The following is a 19,162-nucleotide window of genomic DNA, read 5'->3' as shown; positions in this document are numbered from 1 at the left end:
TAGAAGATGCCTACTACCCGGTAGGCATTTTTTATACACCATAAAAGATAATCCATAGAAAATATAAACCAAAATAAATAAAGATATGAAAGCAATAATAGCAGAAAAACCAAGTGTAGCGCGTGAGATTGCGACACTAGTAGGAGCCACAGAAAAGCAGGACGGATTTTTAACAGGTAACGGTTATCAGGTGACCTGGGCCCTTGGGCACCTGATTGCATTAGGGATGCCGGAAGATTATGGAATTCCGGGATTTCAGAAAGATTCCTTACCTATATTACCAGATCCCTTTGTCCTTACGGTACGGAAAGTAAAAAAGGATAAGGGCTATATAATTGATACAGGAGCCTTAAAACAATTAAAAGTCATAGAGCAGGTTATAGGTCGATGCGACAGTATTATTGTTGCCACTGATGCCGGTCGCGAAGGAGAATTAATTTTTCGTCAGATCTATGAATATCTTAAATGTGAAAAACCTTTTGAGCGGTTATGGATCAGCTCGCTAACTGAAAAAGCCATTAAGCAGGGTTTTGACAACCTTAAACCCGGCAGCGATTTTGATGGATTACATGAGGCGGCAAAAGGCAGAAGCCGTGCCGACTGGCTGGTGGGAATCAATGCTTCCCAGGCATTGAGTATTGCAGCTGAAAACGGAATCTATTCCTTGGGAAGAGTCCAGACTCCAACACTTGGGCTGATTTGTAAGCGATATCAGGAAAATAAGAACTTTAGTGTAAAATACTATTGGCAGATCGGACTGGAACATCGCAAGGATTTTATTGATTTTAAAAGTCTTTCCAGCACAAAGTGGGATGATAAGAAAAAAGCTGAAGAACTGTTACGATCTATTGAGCGAAATGGCTTGGCAACAGTTACTGCTGTAGAAATAAAGACGGTTACAGAACAACCCCCTTTATTGTTTGACCTTACAGGTTTACAGAAAGAAGCCAATAAGAAACTCAATTTTTCAGCAGATGAAACCCTGAATGTTGCCCAAAGTTTGTACGAGAAAAAATTCATTACCTATCCCCGTACAGGGAGCAAATATATTCCTGAAGATCTGTGGGCAGAAATCCCTGATCTCATCAGAGCTTTGGGAGACAGTCCTTTTTTCAAGGAGCCCGTTTCAAAATTAAAATGGGGCCGTTTCAATAAGAGAATCGTCAATGATCTGAAAGTAACCGACCACCATGGTTTGCTGATAACAGATAGAATTCCTTCGGCTTTATCTGCCAAGGAAAACTCCATTTACCAGATGATTGCCTTTCGTTTATTGGAATCGCTTTCGTCGACCAGTTCGAAAGAGATCACTGATGTCACTATGGAGGTTCTGCATTGTGATTTTACTCTGAAAGGAACTAAAATAATGGAACCCGGTTGGCGTTCGATCAAGGGCAGCTTTTCTGAAGAAGAGACCGAATCGGTGCAGGACCTTCCGAACCTAAAAATTGGAGACGAATTGAAAATAAAAAATGCTGTGGTATTGGAAAAGAAAACGACACCACCTGTTTTATATACAGAAGCAGGGCTGTTATCTGCCATGGAAAGCGCGGGTAGAGAAATCGAAAATCAAGAGGAGCGTAAAATTTTACAAAATATTGGAATTGGAACTCCGGCTACCAGAGCTTCGATCATAGAAACGTTATTCAGCAGAGATTATATCAAAAGAGAAAAGAAATCGCTTATTCCGACAGAAAAAGGATTACAGATCTACGAGCTTGTAAAGGATAACAAGATTGCTGATGTAGTAATGACCGCAGAGTGGGAGTTGGCTCTTCAAAAGATTGAAAATGGGGAAGTGGACGCTGCCGTTTTTCAAAAAGATATGGAGAACTATTCAGCCACTATTACCAGAGAGTTACTCAATACTGCTATTGCCAAAGAAAACCTTCCTAAACTGATCTGTCCTAAATGTAAAAGCCATTCGCTCCTGATTCGGGATAAGATCGTTAAATGTCCTGATGCAGGGTGTAGTTGGGTTCAGTTTCGTCAAGTCTGCGGGGTACAGCTTAGTCTCACTAATATCGAAAATCTCATTCATAAAGGAAGAACAATGCTTATGAAAGGGATGAAAAGTAAAGGTGGGAAAAGCTTTGATGCCTATATCGTACTGAACAATAAAGCAGAGACTTCTTTTGAATTTGAAAATATTAAATCTGGTAAAAAGAAATAATAGTCAGTCTGGTAGTAGTATCTCAGCTTTATACTTGAAATTATGTGCTTTTGTCTGTCTAACATGGTTGCTTGTTAGTCTTCAGTAAGTTTTCAACTTTAAAATAGGTATTCAACAAGATCATGGAAGAAGTACTGAGCTAGTGACTGTTCGGTTGAATTCGCTGCAAATACATTTTTTGCGAAAATATAGAATGCGTACATTTAACCTTTAAAATTTAATCTCTAATCTCTTGGAAATATTATTTAATAATCTTAGTACGTTCTTTGAACGACAAGAAAAGTTATGGCCACCAATCATTACCGGATGTGTTACAATTTCAATCTTCCTTTTCACTATCTGGAAGGATAAAATTAAAGATAACAGGAAAAAAAGAAGTGAAACTAGACAGAAAAGCACCTATCTTTTTAATCTTCTACAAGATGCCTCAAATCATATCAATGAACAACTGGGTAATAATAAAATAATTATTACCCAGCTGGAAAGAAGCCCAACTGAATTTGCACTTTTGACCTATTTACCGATTGACTACCTTCAAAGATTATCCTTAGTATTGGCCAACGACAGTTATTTTGCTGCCTTTAATGCAGAATATAATGGTATTGACGAGCAAAAAAGGATTAGACTATATAATGATTTGGCTATAGATATTGATCTATTTTATGGATATTTAACAGAACTTTATAGGTATATTGAAAGAAGTGCTACTCATTATGAAAAGGCTAAGGAAAGTTATTTTATTAACATCAAAATTTTATTAAAAAATCTTGCAGATCTCCATTACAAGCTTGATACCGATTCCACAGAAGATATGGATAGGGAAGAACTACTTGGTAAACTTAACAAAATAGATAGTGAAGAAATGTTTAAAGTACTTGCAGATAAGGATATGGTTCAACTTAAAGAACAATTTATTACTCCTATCCACGGAATGTTGGCAGGTTTTCTCATCCCTCTTTTTAGCTATACTACATCGGTAACTTCATTATGCCAGGACTGCCAAAACGTAAATGAACAATATCATGGCCTTTTAAATGCCAATATTGGACTTAAAGAAAGCATAATCGAATTAAATAAGAACATGCTCCAAACGCTAGATAGTTTTAAAACAAAACTCGGAACGTTAGAAATTACGAAGAGATAAATAGGGAGAAGAGGTACTATTTGGTCAAAAGAAAACAAACTTTTGGAACTGAAAACAGAGCTCTCTGCTATGGAAAGGAAAATACAGTTATCTATCGCTTCGGAAGATAAAAAGGATCAAGGGACTGATTATACCCCGGTTTTACCAGGTGCCGAAGAAATTGGATCAATCAAGGACAGGTTAAATCCTAGAGTAAAATCGTCATAACGGGTATTTAATTCGAAATTAGAATATGAATTTATATTATACAAGGCAAAAGTCAAACAATTGCTAACCAAAGAAATTAAGAATTTTTTTTAACCACCTCTATCATGTGATCGATATCAAATGGTTTTTTGATATAATCATTTGCTTTACATTCTTTTGCCCTCTTAGGTAAGTCATGAGAAGTGGAAGTCAGTACAGCTGATACATCTTCCGATCCGGGGTCAGATTTTAATTCTTCAATTACCTCTGATCCTTTCTTTTCTCCCTTGATATGATCATCTATAATAACTAGATCAGGATCAATCTCATCAATATTCTTGATGGGCTCAGTTGTTAATGATGCAGTAACATCAAAATCTTCCTCCTGCAATAGCTCATCCATAATGTTCAGGATATCTTCATTATCCTGAATAAGGACAATTTTTTTCTTCATAAAGAACTGATATTTATATAAATATACGAAAAATAATAATTGGATATTTAATACCAAAACTTGAGGGTTAGTTAATGTAAAGTGTCAGGATTGTGAGATTGGGAACTGAAATAATCTTCAGGCAGGATTAGTTCTTCGATAGAAAAATGAGCACAAGAAAACGTTGAGAGTCTTTGAATCCCAAGGTAAAAATTGCAAATTGCCCGTATAATTTGTCACAAAATGATCAGAAAAGTTACCAGTGGTCCTATCAGAGATAAGGAGCGTACTAAAATGAAACTCTTGAATGCTGTAGGAAGTATCTTAAAAAAAGACGGTTTTACAGGTTTGAATGTCAGTAATGTGGCTAAAAGAGCGATTGTCAACCGGAAATTGATCTACGAATATTTTGGGACGATGGAAAATCTTGTAAAAGAGTATTTAAACAGCAGGGATTACTGGAGAGTAGGTCTGGATCAGCTCGATGAAATTATAGAACGGAGTAAACATGATTTCGGGAAGGAAACGGCGTATAACTTAGTGGAGAGACAGTTTGATGCATTAATGGGCAATGCCGAGATGCGTAAAATTATTAACTGGGGATTGAGTGAGGATTTGCAACCCTTAAAGGAGCTGAATAAAGAAAGAGAGCGATTGGGAGAGGAACTGTTCAGTAAAATCACCGATGATTATTTCAAAGATAAAGATAAAAACCTCAGAGCAATTGAAGGCATTCTGATCGGCGGCATTTATTATCTTACGTTGCAGGCCAAGATGAGCGGTGAAACCATGTGTGGTATTGATATTAATACGGAGCGGGGAGAGGAAGAAATAAAGAAGACCCTTAAACAAATCATAGAATGGGCTTACTCGTAAAAGGATCTTCTTTATGGCTCAATACCTCAATTGATACTGTAGTGCAATCTCAAATTCTCCGTTACTGTATTTTCTAAGGTCAGAGGTGCCTGTTGAGTAAAGGCATAAAATTCGGAGCTGTTTCTGATACCATGTGCCAACGCCTAGGGTAACAGAATGGGTACTGTGATACATAGCATTCATGAAGAATTGATCATCCCAACATTGAAATTGAGCACCAAGGTCTATAATATCTTTGTAATTTTCTACGCCGCGATACATTAGTTTAGGCTCAATGGTAAAATCCCTGTTTATAAATTTATAGCTGATGGAAGTCATATACAGTGACCTGTCAACAATATTTCTTCGCTGATCCCTGCTTAAAAAACATTTTACATGCGGTAGGGCTCCTTGAACGGTTAGCTTTTCAGTTCTAAAGGCCATTCCAAAATCTCAGTCAGCATATAATGGACGGGCATTAAATTGATGTAGGCTGTGGTCATCCGGATCGCCGATGACTTTATTAAAGTCAATCCATTCATTCATCATACCGACAGAAAGCCCAAAGTCTATAAAACTTTGGTTATCATTTAGGGGCAGATGGTAGGCGTATGTGGCTTTGAAGGCAGTCTTTCGGAAAACACCTGCATTCTCGTTATATGTATTTACTCCTAATCCGATTTTTCTACCGGTTATGCCATACGTAGCAGTAGTAGACTGCATGGTGGGAGCCCCATCAATTGCCGTCCATTGTGCTTTGTAGCCGGCGTTGATTTCCCATCCCTGGACAATGCCTGCCATAGCTGGGTTTGCTAAATACTGGTTTTGAAAATACAGACTTCCCATGGGGTTAAGCTGTGCATAAGCTTTGTTCATTAACAGTATTGCAATGATGATATATTTAATTGTTTTCATTTTTTATATGATTTAGGTAAGACAAAGTTGAATATGGTGGACTGCTATTGTCCGTCTCTGATAATGGAAACTGTACCTCGTATTATGGCCATTCCATTGCCGGGTTCTATGACATAGATATACGCATCTTCACTCAGAAGCTTACCGTGTAGACTACCATCCCAGTCATTGGCGTAGCCTATTTTACTCAGCAGTAAGCGCCCTGCACGATCATAAATACGTACTGTACTATTGGGGTATTGTTCAATGTTTTTTATGATCCAGGTGTCATTTTTCCCATCCCCATTGGGTGTAATGACGTTGTTCGGAATTAATGATTGTACTTTTTTAACCTTAATAGTCAAATCCATAGCAGTACTACACCCGTGAGTATTGGTGACGATGACCGTATAGATAGAGGTCTCTTTTGGACTGATTTTTATGGTGGAAGTATGGTGTCCGCTTTGAATATCGGGGCCGATCCAATCATAGCTCATTCCACCTGATGCTGTTAAGGTGATGGTTTGTCCTTTTTGAATTTCAGTTCCTAGTTCACTTGTTATCGTAACTTTTGGCAATGCATTAACGGTAATCATTGTAGTTGCGATGGATTGTACCGAACCATCCTTATATGTATAGTTTACGAGATAGGTGCCCGCGGTACTTTCGGACAAATCAATGGTGCCTGTGGATTCATGGATTTTTAATCCTAGTGGACTCGAAGTGTAATAACCACCTGATGGGCCATGTTGTAGAATTTTCACAAAGCCCACGGCACAATAATCCTGCAAAGAATAAGAAATAGCAGCCTGTGAAAGGTTTATTCTTATTGAAGTCGTTGTATTACCTGTGCATCCTCCTCCAGAAAAACTATAAGTAACGACATAGGTCTGACCAGGCGTGCTGCTTGCCAGATCAATGGTTCCGGTGGTTTTATCCATAGCAAGCCCCAAAGGAAATGCAGTATAAGTTCCTCCTTCCTGACCAGTTTGGACAACATTAATCTTTCCTATCGCTTGAAATTCACCATTACCATAGCTAATAGTTGCTGTTGGTGGTATTGGTTGTGGATTGATCGTAACAGCAAGGGGCTCGCTGAGACATCCCGCAGCATTTTTGGAGATGATCGTATGGTTACCACTTGCTAATTTGTAATAAGTACTAGGAGAAAAAGCACCTCCATCTACACTATAATTTATTCCTTCTGTTGGCATGATGCTAATTGCCCCACTGGTAACAGTACAGGTGGGCTGGGTGATTGTAATTTTAGCAGCAAGATCAATTACAGGATCTATGGTAATGGTGATATCATCTGTTACCTCGCAGTTGAAATCATAGATTACTTTGATACGATACGTTCCACCGTGAGTGATTGCTTGTTTCATCTCCGTACCTAGTACTTCACCCGTGGTAAGATTCGTCCACTGAATACTTGTATTGTCATTGGGCATAAAAGCTCTGCCATCCAATAAAATCGGCAGACTGCCGACACAAATTTTGATATCCGGACCTAAAGCACCGATCCCCGTTCCCGGATTTGGAAGGAAATTGATATTGGTGGTGTTACCACCATTGGTACCTTGTGGCAGAATGTTTATAGGAAGACCGAAAGCATAAATATCTTTTATGGATATAAAATTAAAGGTGGTGTTCCCTCCTTTTATGCAAAGGCCAGATTGGGTACCGGCGATGGTAGATTGCAATTGAACCGTAGCACAATTGGTACCACCCATCTGCAAACGGTCATTGACCGTTATGGTCTTGCCTGCCTCTAATTGATACGTAGAATTTTTCGAAGAAAAGATGAGCTGATCTACAGTGATAGAACCAAAAAGTTGGTTTTTGGGGTTGTCATAGGCATCAAAGGTGATAGAATGATAGACCGCTCCGTCTTTTCCTTTGAACTTGTTAGCAGCCCCTGTTAACTCAATATGGCTGGTACCTGCATCCAGGTGGGAACCGGTATATGACCAGCCTTCACCGGTCAAATGAATTTTTGAGGCACCGAGTATTAAATACTGTTTGTTACTTTCAAAAAAAACAGGATTCTCTCCGTTAAAAGATAAGGCTTTAACATTTTTCCCATTGGTATTGAGTGTTCCACTGCCAAAGTTAATTCTGGAATTGGTGGTGAAATCATCCAAGAACAGGTACCTTCCGCTTCCTGAAAATTGAACATCAAAGTTATTGGTAACAATGGCCCCACCCGTTGTAATGGTATTTTCTTTTTCTGAGGATAAGAACTGAATTCCACCATTATGGGAAAGGGAAGACTGGAGGGTCACTGAACCATAACAATGAAGTGTTCCTCCAATCAAAGGGTTGCCCGTTACATTGTTCCAGGTCATATCATGAAATTCTGCAATTCCTGAAATATTGATTATAGGATTTTCACCGGAGTACCGGTTAAAGAAAACGTTATCATCACGGGTTGGAACACACGCTCCTGATGGGGTTCCGTCAGTATTCGATGTCCAATGATTGTGATCATCCCAGCTGCCGCTGCCACCAATCCAATACAGGTTTTTAGCGGTTGGCGATGAGAAGGTCCATCCTGAATTATTTCCCATATTAATGCCTGAAGCGGTATAACTCGCTCCGCCGACAACAGAAATTCCGCTCATTTTTACATTATTGAGGGAGATGTTTGAAGTGCTTTTAATGGTGGCTTTCAAAGCAGCTTGACTATTATCAAAATCCCAAATTCCACAAGAAGAATTGTTGATTAACTGAATAAGCGTTTGTGTGGAACCCTGCATTAAATGGCTGTTCTTACCGTTGCCGAGGGTCAGGGTATTAAATTGGTTGGAACCATTAATCCTTGATTCTCCGAAAAAAATTACGTTGTTAAAAGTACTTCCTGTGTTGACATCATATCCAATGATAGAGCCTTTCAAATCACTATTTAGAAAATTTAAGTCATGATAAACGAGGCCGGGTCTTGATTTAAATTCATTGTTGTTTACGCCTGAACCTGAGGAATTGGAAGGAGGCATGATGCCCAACATATTAATTATGCTTTTTCCTTCATTCAGGGTTTTAATTGCGGAACCCTCCCAATACCCTGCAATATTGATGATGGATGAGCCTAATATTAAAGTGGTGTTCGTTCCTTCCGTGCCAGGCTCAGAACAATAATTCTCAGCATTGATGTTTTGATTATTCGTATCAAAAGTTCCACTCGTGACTCCAAAATTCTTGACGTTAAACGTGTCCAATAGCAGCCACGAGCCTTTTGTATTGTTAAAGAATACTCCTTTGCCTGAAATATTCTCTGTAGAATAATCCATTTTTACCCCGTGAGTGGTGATGGTAATCCTTGAAGTGCTACCTACAAAATTGGTGCGCTCGACATCATAGTTCATTCCAGTCTGTAAAATGAGCGAACCATTAATAGTAAGTGGATTTGCTATAAGACCTTTTAATACAGGCTTATTCCCGGCCACTTCTTCCCAGGTCATCGTATTACAGTTGGCGGGAATATCTAGCGTAACCGTATAATCTGTACCGGAATAGCGGTTAAAGAAAACATCATCTATAGCACTTGGCAGACAGGGATTTATCGGGCCAGCCGTACCATCTTTGTGGGGAGTCCAGTGCGTGGGATCGCTCCAATTTCCGCTTCCTCCAATCCAGTAAAAATTGCGTGAGGTGGCTGGCGTAATGCGTATATTTTGGTTATTTCCACCGTCTATACCGCCCGTAACGGTTAATGTTGATCCTACAGCGTTGATATCTGTTACTTTAGCACCGGTTATAGTCGTAGGATTTATGAGATTTAATCTGGCTTTGGTTCCCGGCAGGTAAGAACTGATATCAAGAAGCCCCGAACAAGGAGTACCACTAACCTTAAAGCTGGTAACCTTTACTTCCATATTCGTTCCCAGCACGTATTTCTTTGAGGAACCTAAATTAAGGGTAGCAATGGTTAGTGGAGTTGGATCTCCTCCAACATTAATTAGGGCATTTCCTGTGAAGGTTACGCTATTAAATGTACATGGCGTGGTTGAAGTCTGTAATGTTGAATATAATTGGGCTCCACCATTTGTATTAGTGAAGTTTACATTATGATAAACCAATCCGGAATCGTAATGGAAACTAGCTCCGTTTGCCGTGAGATTGATTTGGCTGGTTGCGGCATTCAATTGGATGGATGACCCGGCGTAACTGATATAAGACCAATTGCCGTTAACGGTGATGATTGAATTTCCCAATGTTAGGGTACGGACTCTCAAACCGGAATTGATCGGGCCAAAATTTCTCACGATCAAAGATTGGTTATTGGTGTTCAAATGTCCATTTCTAAACAGTATATCGTTCTCAGGACTTGAAAAAGCATCATGTAAAATCCATTCTCCATTTGATAAGAACTCCGTATTTCCGAGAATTTGTACTCCATTTGAGGTGAGGGTATTTCCGGTATTGGTACCCATATAATGGGTATTGGCAATTTTGTATTGCATTCCTTTTTGCCATGTACTGGAACCGAAAATACTGAGCATATCCCTTGGGGTTGCGGTTTCGAAGACAGGACTTCCCGGCACTTCATTCCAGGTAATAGAATTACATTCGGCATCGGGAGAATTAATGATAATAGGATCTGCCGAAGAAATTTCTCCCGAAAATTGGTTGAAAAATACATTGTCACTACGGGTTGGGAGGCATCCTTCAGATGGTGCTCCATCTGCATTGGTACTCCAATGGGAAGGGTCATTCCAGTTTCCTCCGCCACCGACCCAGTATAAATTTTTAGGAGTACTGATAAAAACCCAGCCTAAATTCTGACCGCCATCAATTCCATTATTAACAGAAAATAACTCTGAACCTGTTGCTTTGAGCTTGTTGAGCCTGACATTTTGTAGATTGAGTCCCTTGTCGCTTTTTATTGTGGTCGGGGTACCTCCATATCCGCTTAAAGTCCATGGCGGCTCACAGGATGAAGTAGGATTATGAATAGCATTGATTTGTTGGCTCCCAGCGAGATAATAGGTCTTTGACCTTGCCAGGTTGAGGGTATCTATGATACAGTTGGAGGTTATAAAACCGGAACTCATAAAACTGAGCGTATTGAAGGTGCAATTCCCTTCAGCTATCCGGTACCAACCATAGGCGGATGGATCGAGTGGATTTGCTTTGCTCGTAAAGCTTACCTTATTATATATATGTCGATCCTTACCTCTAAAAGAAACAGCGTATCCATCATCAGCACCTTTGGAGATATTTATCAGCGAAGTACCTCCAATGAGTGTAGTTCCTGTATAATTCCACGATGGGGATCCGCCTAATTGGGAATTTCGATCAGTTAAAGTAATAATGGACGAACCCAGGTTTAAAGAGCGCGGTTCTACTGCAGCTGATGGTACAGCTCCGCAACAACCCGCTTCATCAAAAAAGCTAGTAGTGATCCTGCTGGAACCGAAATCCAGTGATCCGCTTAAAAAGTACATTTTTCCGGTGCTGTTAAGGATGCCACTGATCTTATAGGTACCTGAGCCTAAAAAGTATATCACTACAGAACCACTTACTTCTTTATTAAAGTCAATTGTGCTGGTCCCACCGGACCTGAAATAGATGCTATTATTAAGAACGGTACCTGTTTGAAAATCGGCGCTTCCATAGATATTAAGTATAGTACCATCAAACACCGGAGCTTGCTGAGCTCCTGTAACGGTAAAATTGAGGCAAGAGGATTCTTGATTAATAGTGATTGTTTTACTATTTGCCGTAAAACCGGAATTATGGTCGAAGATTACGTTATCTCGTGCCTGAGGAATACTTGGGGATAACTGGCCTCCTGAATTTCCGGAGGAGAGTGACCAGTGATTGATATCGCTCCAATTGCCGGATCCCCCGATCCAGTATAGGCCAGATGCTTTGGCAGTTAGGGAAAACATCAGAAATAGGAAAATAAAAGCAGGTACTTTCATAGAAATACCTGCCGTTGATAATTGCTTGTCGTTGTACCATTGAAGTAGCATAAGATTGAAAATTAATAGAGGTGAAAAAAATAAATGTGAATTTGTTTGAGGGTTAGTTATAGTCTTTTTATTCCGGCATCACCAGATGTTGGAGGTCAGGATCATTCTTGATTCTTTCCAGCTCATCGGTTACAATGGTGATGATGTCAGTTTTGATCTGTCGGTAGTTGGCTTCAATTTCCTGCTTCATGTTGTCTTCACCATTTTCGTTTTCGAATGATGCGATCTGAGGAATCTTTTGATAGACTTTGGTTTCCTGAGCTACCTTTTCATTGTCTACCACGATTTCAGCATGAAATATTTTTTGATCAATACGTTCCTCGAAATTGTCGGATACGGCTCCAACAAAAACTCCCTGAGTAAGAGTGGATATTTTGGAAGCGGGAATAAGGCTGTCTAATTGGGTGGAAATTGAAGTGGATTTATCATTTCTGTTGATACTCAGACTTTGGCGTTGTTGTAATACTTTTCCAAAACGCTCGGAAAGGCTCTTTGCAGTTTCGCCAACGACCTGTCCGCTGAAAATATTTCCCACTGTATTTTGGATTACCTTAGCTTCTTTATCTCCATAATCACGTATTAATTGAGAATAGTCCTGAAACCCCAGACAAACCGCTACCTTATTACTTCTTGCCGTAGCGATCAGATTATCGAGTCCTCTGAAATAAATGGTAGGAAGCTCATCGATGATTACTGAACTTTTTAGTTGCCCCTTTTTATTGATGAGCTTTACAATACGGGAATTGTATAAACCGAGTGCTGCTGAGTAAATGTTTTGGCGATCCGGATTGTTTCCTACACAAAGAATCTTAGGTTCTTTTGGGTTATTGATATCGAGTGAAAAATCATCTCCGGTCATCACCCAGTAGAGTTGTGGGGAGATCATTCTTGACAGAGGAATCTTTGCAGAAGCGATCTGGCCTTGGAGCTGATCCTGGGCACCTCCCTGCCAGGCATCCATAAACGGAGATAGGTAATTTTCCAGATCCGGATAGGTGGTTAGAATGGTAAAAACCTCCGAGTATTTTTTGTTCAAAAGTTCGATGGCATGGGGAAAGGTGCAGTACTTTCCATTGTCATAAATCTTTAGAAACCAAATGATGGCAGCAAGTAAGATAATTGGAGACTCGACGAAAAAATCCCCTTGCTTCTGGATCCAGCTACGGTTCAGGTTCAGCATGATGGTATATGCTGATTCGTAAGCGTCCGATATATCGGTCATAAACTCAGGATTGATGGGATTACAACGATGGCTTTTTCTGGGATTATCAAAATTGATGACATAGAATTTTGGTTTTACCTCGTACTTATCGGTATGCTTGAGCAGGTGATTATAAGCGATGGTTGAAAGATCGTCGAACTTAAAATCGTAGATATACATAGAAAACCCCTTCTCAATCTGCTGTTTGATATAGTTATTGATGATGGCATAGGATTTTCCGGAGCCTGGGGTTCCGAGTACTATCGTAGCACGATATGGGTTGACTATATTGATCCAGCCATTATGATATTTTCCATGATAGTAGAATTTAGTAGGAAGATTAATTGAATGCTCGTTTTCCATGAGCTCGGTTTCCTGCATGAAGCTTTCATTCTCGGTATTGAAAACATCATCCATTAAGTTGTTTTTGAGCAGGCGACTCATCCATAGCCCACCCATCATTAAGGCGATATATCCTAAACTTAGGGTCAGTATATAAAAGAAGGCCCCGGCTATCGGGGGGAGTTTGAGTAAAGCGGTGTTGAGAAAGAATAATACAAAGCCGATTGCCAGTACGATATTGATTTTAATCCATGTTATCTTTTCATTCTTTACGCCTTTGGTTCCAAGACAGCTTAGTGCTAATAGAACTACAGCAAATACCTTGGTAAATAGGGTATGAGAAAATAATCCTGCCGTCCGTTGAAAATTATCGAGTATCTTATTAATAATTTCTAGTGTCCAGCCCCGTTCCAGAAAAAAACTGTAACAGTACCAATAAAGGTGTATGAGTACCAAAAGGATACTCACTGCGCGCATAAACCCCATGATCTTTGCCATACCTCTTAAATCGTCTTCTCCCTGCATTTTTGTAAATTTTAAATGTTAGAAGGGGGAATGTAGAGGGGCTGCTCAAAAATTATTGTGAGTTGGCACTCGTTGGCATTATATGGCGGTCGATGGCTTTGGAAATAGCTGCTGAAAAAATGCCCTCATAGTGCTTTATCATACCTAACGCTTAGGGACTTATTATTGAAATATGAAAAAAATAATAATTTTAACTGGCAATGAGTTTTAAGCGAGTTTGCAAAGAGATACTTTGACTATCCAGCCTATGCCCGTGATCTATTTTACGGTGATTATTGGAGTGATTCCGGTTATGTACTTTGTAGCAACGAACTGCTGTTTTTTTAATTCGGCCGCTTTTGAAGCAACCGAATTAAATTTATTTAGATTTATCATTGCTTAAATGCTATTAATTTATATCCGAAAAATGGTATCATCTGAAATGCTTCCACTTTGTTTCTTTATCCCACTCTCCCGGAAATGATGTGAAAAGTGAAGGTTTAAACCAGATATTGTTGATTATATTTAAAAGCCTGTTTGATTTCAGTAAACCTTCTGTATGTTCAGGTTCTGTTGCGATTGTAATTCCTTGAAGCCGTTGGCAAATCCATTGTATTAAAGGATGCTCGTGGCTGAGCAGTTCTTTAATTGTTTTTTCTGATAAATAGGTGAAATTACTGCCTTCTCCATTTAAAGGATTTTTCAAAGTAAAAAAAACCAAATCTATATCAAAATAAACATTTTTTTCATGGCTTGATAAAAAGGCTGTTTAAACTTTTATTTTTCTAAGGAAGAAAATAGAGAACGCTAAATAATGTAGATTTACCATGTGATATTTAATGTTTCAAATCTCACCAATAATGCTTTGAAACTATCTAACAAGGCATTTGCCTTCTCTATTTTAAATCTTCTTTTATATAGTTTTTCATCAAAATAATACTCAGTTTTCATATTGCCATTACGGGGATTTGACTTTATATTGGTTGTCATTTTCTTTTATTTTAAAAAATCTCAACGCTTCTTACTGTCAAAGCCAGCATCAGCGTTAAGAAATAATCCATTATGATTTATTGCGCTTTCCTGAAGAAGAACTAAAATCTCTTCCAAAGTAGACATATCAAGTAATCTTTTAATTTGGATAAGAATATGGATTCAAACTTTTTTTAACTACCATCTTTACTCCATTTATTGAAATAATAGGAGATACTTGCCAGCTTACTTACTTTTTGAAAAAATATTCTTTCAAACTTAATTCCCGCCATTGGTAACCTGTTTTAACCGTTTGATGATCAATAGAAAAACATTCAATAAATTTAATCTGCTGGAAAAGCCTCTTTTTCATTTACTTAGGTGAGGTATTATCAACTTTTCTATTTTGTTTTTGTTTTAGAGTTCCAGACTCTTAGGTTTTTGTTTTGCAACACTAATTTCCTTTTTTCTCGGAACTTTTTTAATTGAATAAGTTTAAACAGGTTTATTAATACGAAATCCATAAACACTATAGACTTTCATTAAAATTAATATTTTTTATTAATTTAACATTATAAAAATCACTTTATAAGGAATAATAATTAAATTTGCTTGAACAACATCACTTTTTTTATATTTATTGTTCCCCTTCTTATATTTTTATAGAATTACCTCGAATGATGAGAGAAGAGTTCCCAAAATAAGAAGAGGGTTTTTAACTTTATTTAAAAAACAAAGAGGTTGTATCATTGATAAAAAAATGATCAACCTCTTTTTATTTGTGTTCAGTATTTTATAGCTCCTCCATTTTGGAGTCTTGTGTTTTCCAGGGATTATTTTGATTAAGAGGAGCAAAACAGTCTTTTTAGGCCGCTTTTTTTCTTAAGTTCTGTGCGATAGCTAGTAATCCCCATTCTATTTCCACTTTTTCTTTACCCCGGAGCATGAAGCGGCGGAACCCGTGGTTCTGTTTAATATTTGCGAAGACCGGTTCAACATCGAAGCATCGCTTTTTCCGATGTCTTATTCCTTCATCAGTATTTAATAGTTCATGAGCCTTTTGTTTTAACCTTTTCAGGTTGAGATTTACCTCAATGATGCGGTTGGTTTTTGATTTATGACAAATGCCGTTTAAAGGACAGTTACTGCAGTTTTTGGCCTGGTAGGCTCTGTATATCTGCTTGAATCCGGTGGTAGTTTTTTTAGTGGTGTCACCTATACAATGCATCTGTTGTCCCATCGGGCAGATATAAACGTCCAGCTGATCATTGTAAAACAACTTATCGGCGGCAAAGGGGTATTTTTTGTTATATGTATCATTTTGTCCCTTGTCAAACAAATTGTATTTCACATAAGCTTCCATTTGTTTTTCTTCAAGCAGCATATAGTTCTCTTCTGATCCGTATCCGGCATCTGCGGTAAGAGTTTGGGGCACTTTGCCAAAGCTACTTTCATACTGTTCCAAATGCGCTTTTAAAGTGGTCGTATCTGTGGGGTTCGGGTGGATGGTGTAATTTACAATGAACTGGTTAGCAGTCGATATCTGAATATTATATGCCGGTTTAAGCTGCCCGTTTAGCATATGATCCTCCTTCATTCTCATAAATGTAGCATCAGTATCGGTTTTGCTGTAGCTGTTTCTTTCTCCAAGGATAACCTCCTGCTGCTCATATTTAGCAATATTTACGGGGAAGGTTTGGTTAATGTACCTGAGCTTCGCTTTTACCTTTTTATCAACCTGATCATTGTCTGCCAGAACTTTATTGAGCTTTTCGACGGTAGCCTTAATACTCTCCTTATCGATAGTGGTCGCAGTGGGTGGTTCAGGCGCCATATCCTCATCGGCTGCAACACTTTGTGCGTAATTCCAGATCTCCTCCAATTGCTTTTTCATCTTTTCCTTGTTGGTTTGGATTGATTTCTTCCAGACAAAGGTGTACTTGTTGGCATTGGCTTCAATCTTGGTTCCATCGGTATAAACCTGATCAATACTCAACAGATCTTCTTTGACCAGAAGTTTAACAACTTCTTCAAACACACTCCGAAGTGTATGTTTAAGACGTACCCCACGAAAACGGTTGATGGTATTGTGGTCAGGCTTGTTCATTGCACTCAGCCACATAAATGGAACTCTCTCCCTGCAGGCTTCAGCCAATTTTCGGCTGGAATAAATATTGGTCACATATCCATAAACCAATACTTTTAAAAGCAGAAGCGGATGATAATTAGAGCCACCCCGTACATGATAGGCTTTCAGAAGCGGTTCAACGTTGATTGCATTGATCACATCATTGACGACTCTTACGGTATGATCCGCAGGTATAAGATCATCAAGATTGGGCGGGAGCGCCATCAGCTGGTCCTGGTGGTAGGGCCGAAAAATAGGTTTTCTTACTGCCATTTTCTACTAATAATTACGACTTAAATATATGAAAATCAGTCGTTTAAATAAAATAAAAATAGAAAAATATTGACCTAAATTCTTTAAAATCAGAAAGAAAGAAAGAAAGAAAGAAAGAAAGAAAGAAAGAAAGAAAGAAAGAAAGAAAGAAAGAAAGAAAGAAAGAAAGAAAGAAAGAAAGAAAGAAATTCTTTAAAATGAAAAGAGCCTGAATCATGATTTATGATACAGGCTTTTTGTTTTTTAAGTACATTAATTTTATTGTTTAGCACCAGAGATAAAATTCTGTAAACTTGATTTTAAATCATTTTCTCCAGCTAGCTTCTCAGAAAATGCAATGTTATTGATTCTCCATCCTGCGTGATAAGGGTTGACGAGGTATATTTCGTCGGTCTAAGTAATTTTTGGAGAAACCTGTGAGTTTTCAAAATCAATGGTAACATCAGCGACAGCATCTAAAGGTTGGGTACTTTCCTTTACATCAATTGATTTTAGGGTGTAGCTCGTATACCCCTCGTATAAACTTGTAAAAACTGATCCTTCCATTAATAAAGGTTTATCAGTAGGGTGATCGCTCTTTTTTACTTTTTCAATATCTGTTTTTGGGGCGTCTATTACTTCTTGAAAAGTTTCTTCTAGTTTATGGGAGAATAAAAATTTTGGAATTGACTGATTATAAATGGCAGTGCTAGACTTACCATAAGTCCTGTATAATGTATTTATTTTTTGAATGATTTCTATATCTGAGCTTGCTATTTTTAGATGTTCCTCATTTCTCTTACAATGGGTAAAAAGGAGAAGAATACTTAAGCAAAGAAATAATTGTTTCATAATTTATGTTTTCAATTTTTCAAATCTGAACTTATCAAAATGTATGACACTACAAGACTGTCTATAAGCGTATTTGTCGGTAGTTTGTAATTGTTTTTCAGGGTGAGGTTTTACTGGATTACAATAATGCTCAAAAAAAATAATATTTCGACTCCGCTGTGTTCACATATTACCTTAGCGATAATATGATTGTTGTATGACCAGTTATTATTTGGTAATATCTCAATAAATATTTTGTTGCTAAAATATTTAATCAAGTAAACTATCCATCCTCATCATTACTAGCACTAGTGACTTCTAACCAAATCGAATTTAACTCTAATATTTTGTTAAAATAGGAATCTTTTTTTAATTGAAAGTCAGTTTTTGCAATATTATACCAATTTTTTTCCATATTCGAAACCTCCTCAATATTGTCACCATTTATTGATTCCAAGAAATTTCTGCAATGTTGCTTCAAATTATCCTTAGACCATTCTAATTTTGCTTTTTGATTAGAGTTTTCCATAACTTTAGTTATTTTTTGATTAGTAAGAATAAAGTATCAAAAATTATTCCTAAAACATTAAGTTTATATTAAATTTCTAATATAAGTGATTTATTTACAAATGATAATGATAAATCTTATAAAGAATTAAGAATATTACAAATCTTACAGCATTTCTAATCATAGGAAAATGATAAGAAAGCATTCTTAAGAAAATAGTAAATCCTCTCCTAAAAACTAAGAGTTTGTTTAAATTTTGTTCAATAATATTTTCTTCAGTGATTAAATATTTTTTTTAGGACTTTAAACAAAGGTTTGCAGACTATATTCCCTAATTTCTTTTTTTTTAACAAAAGTTTGTATGATTGTCCGTTTTTACTCATATCCCTCTAATGCATACTATTACTAGCCTATTGAAGATTTTATTGTCAAAATATGCACGATTAGTATGTAAAATGAACTCATCTAGATACAATTGAAGATATTTCCGTTTAATTCCAGAGTAATATCCCGGAAAAAAAAAGATTTAACTATTTGATTAATAAAACACTAATAAGCTTTATGATAAATTACGGATATACATAAAAGTTTGTTTTTAACATGAATAATTCATATAAAAATGGAAATTATATAATTATTAATTAAAATTACATAACGATATATTGATGTAATGTTACCAATTTTATGTGAGTAAAACAATACGAAATAAATTTGCGTATAAAAAGCAGAGGAAGGTATAGAATAAATTATTTCATTTAGAAATC

At 37.5% G+C, this 19,162-nt stretch carries 11 protein-coding genes and 2 pseudogenes; 3 read left to right on the top strand and 10 right to left on the bottom strand.

Annotation, left to right across the window (positions count from 1 at the left end):
• The first annotated feature begins 85 nt into the window (after positions 1 to 85).
• Together topB and BUB80_RS20730 are read left to right on the top strand one after the other, a co-directional pair.
• The gene (topB, locus tag BUB80_RS20735) at positions 86 to 2,173 is read left to right on the top strand and encodes a type IA DNA topoisomerase (protein WP_073297267.1); all 2,088 of its coding nucleotides are present in this window, start codon (positions 86 to 88) and stop codon (positions 2,171 to 2,173) included.
• Between the two features lie 232 nt (positions 2,174 to 2,405).
• On the top strand, positions 2,406 to 3,317 hold the full coding sequence (locus BUB80_RS20730) for a hypothetical protein (RefSeq protein WP_073297264.1): 912 nt from the start codon (positions 2,406 to 2,408) through the stop codon (positions 3,315 to 3,317).
• Between the two features lie 283 nt (positions 3,318 to 3,600).
• Here the strand turns inward: BUB80_RS20730 and BUB80_RS20725 are convergent, their stop codons facing one another.
• Positions 3,601 to 3,957 carry a response regulator gene (locus tag BUB80_RS20725; RefSeq protein ID WP_073297262.1) on the bottom strand — a complete coding sequence of 119 codons (357 nt, stop codon included), beginning with the start codon at positions 3,955 to 3,957 and terminating at the stop codon, positions 3,601 to 3,603.
• Between the two features lie 192 nt (positions 3,958 to 4,149).
• Here BUB80_RS20725 and BUB80_RS20720 point away from each other — a divergent pair, with 192 nt between their 5' ends.
• Positions 4,150 to 4,812 (top strand): TetR/AcrR family transcriptional regulator, encoded by a 663-nt coding sequence (locus BUB80_RS20720; RefSeq protein WP_228433904.1) that lies wholly within the window; start codon positions 4,150 to 4,152, stop codon positions 4,810 to 4,812.
• An 18-nt stretch (positions 4,813 to 4,830) separates the two neighbouring features.
• Here the strand turns inward: BUB80_RS20720 and BUB80_RS23885 are convergent.
• From BUB80_RS23885 to BUB80_RS23445, 9 genes and pseudogenes are all read right to left on the bottom strand, one after another.
• Positions 4,831 to 5,706: pseudogene (locus tag BUB80_RS23885) on the bottom strand (PorP/SprF family type IX secretion system membrane protein).
• A 44-nt stretch (positions 5,707 to 5,750) separates the two neighbouring features.
• Positions 5,751 to 11,663, bottom strand: coding sequence for a gliding motility-associated C-terminal domain-containing protein (locus BUB80_RS20710; protein WP_073297256.1), 5,913 nt, complete (start codon positions 11,661 to 11,663; stop codon positions 5,751 to 5,753).
• 67 nt (positions 11,664 to 11,730) lie between these two features.
• A complete protein-coding gene (gene mobC, locus BUB80_RS20705) occupies positions 11,731 to 13,731 on the bottom strand; it encodes a conjugal transfer protein MobC (RefSeq protein WP_073297253.1) in 2,001 nt (666 codons plus the stop codon).
• Positions 13,732 to 14,143: 412 nt separating this feature from the next.
• Positions 14,144 to 14,416 carry a hypothetical protein gene (locus BUB80_RS20700; protein WP_073297250.1) on the bottom strand — a complete coding sequence of 91 codons (273 nt, stop codon included), beginning with the start codon at positions 14,414 to 14,416 and terminating at the stop codon, positions 14,144 to 14,146.
• Positions 14,417 to 14,532: 116 nt separating this feature from the next.
• Positions 14,533 to 14,700, bottom strand: a complete 168-nt coding sequence (locus tag BUB80_RS23880; protein ID WP_228433902.1) for a hypothetical protein — start codon at positions 14,698 to 14,700, stop codon at positions 14,533 to 14,535.
• An 844-nt stretch (positions 14,701 to 15,544) separates the two neighbouring features.
• A complete protein-coding gene (locus BUB80_RS20690) occupies positions 15,545 to 17,080 on the bottom strand; it encodes an IS1182 family transposase (protein ID WP_073297248.1) in 1,536 nt (511 codons plus the stop codon).
• A gap of 393 nt (positions 17,081 to 17,473) precedes the next feature.
• Positions 17,474 to 17,911, bottom strand: a complete 438-nt coding sequence (locus BUB80_RS20685; protein ID WP_073297245.1) for a hypothetical protein — start codon at positions 17,909 to 17,911, stop codon at positions 17,474 to 17,476.
• Between the two features lie 262 nt (positions 17,912 to 18,173).
• On the bottom strand, positions 18,174 to 18,419 hold the full coding sequence (locus BUB80_RS20680; protein WP_073297243.1) for a hypothetical protein: 246 nt from the start codon (positions 18,417 to 18,419) through the stop codon (positions 18,174 to 18,176).
• A 358-nt stretch (positions 18,420 to 18,777) separates the two neighbouring features.
• Positions 18,778 to 18,909: pseudogene (locus BUB80_RS23445) on the bottom strand (IS1595 family transposase); the annotation flags it as partial.
• Positions 18,910 to 19,162 lie beyond the last annotated feature (253 nt).

It is taken from the genome of Chryseobacterium polytrichastri, from assembly GCF_900142445.1.
In the GTDB taxonomy this organism is placed as follows: domain Bacteria; phylum Bacteroidota; class Bacteroidia; order Flavobacteriales; family Weeksellaceae; genus Chryseobacterium; species Chryseobacterium polytrichastri.
This window is presented reverse-complemented; position numbering and strand designations above follow the sequence as displayed.

Excerpts from the sequence above, each read along its gene's own strand:
- topB (WP_073297267.1), top strand. The coding sequence starts at position 86 with ATGAAAGCAATAATAGCAGAAAAACCAAGTGTAGCGCGTGAGATTGCG.
- BUB80_RS20725 (WP_073297262.1), bottom strand. The coding sequence starts at position 3,957 with ATGAAGAAAAAAATTGTCCTTATTCAGGATAATGAAGATATCCTGAAC.
- BUB80_RS20710 (WP_073297256.1), bottom strand. The coding sequence starts at position 11,663 with ATGCTACTTCAATGGTACAACGACAAGCAATTATCAACGGCAGGTATT.
- mobC (WP_073297253.1), bottom strand. The coding sequence starts at position 13,731 with ATGCAGGGAGAAGACGATTTAAGAGGTATGGCAAAGATCATGGGGTTT.
- BUB80_RS23880 (WP_228433902.1), bottom strand. The coding sequence starts at position 14,700 with ATGACAACCAATATAAAGTCAAATCCCCGTAATGGCAATATGAAAACT.
- BUB80_RS20690 (WP_073297248.1), bottom strand. The coding sequence starts at position 17,080 with ATGGCAGTAAGAAAACCTATTTTTCGGCCCTACCACCAGGACCAGCTG.
- BUB80_RS20685 (WP_073297245.1), bottom strand. The coding sequence starts at position 17,911 with ATGAAACAATTATTTCTTTGCTTAAGTATTCTTCTCCTTTTTACCCAT.
- BUB80_RS20680 (WP_073297243.1), bottom strand. The coding sequence starts at position 18,419 with ATGGAAAACTCTAATCAAAAAGCAAAATTAGAATGGTCTAAGGATAAT.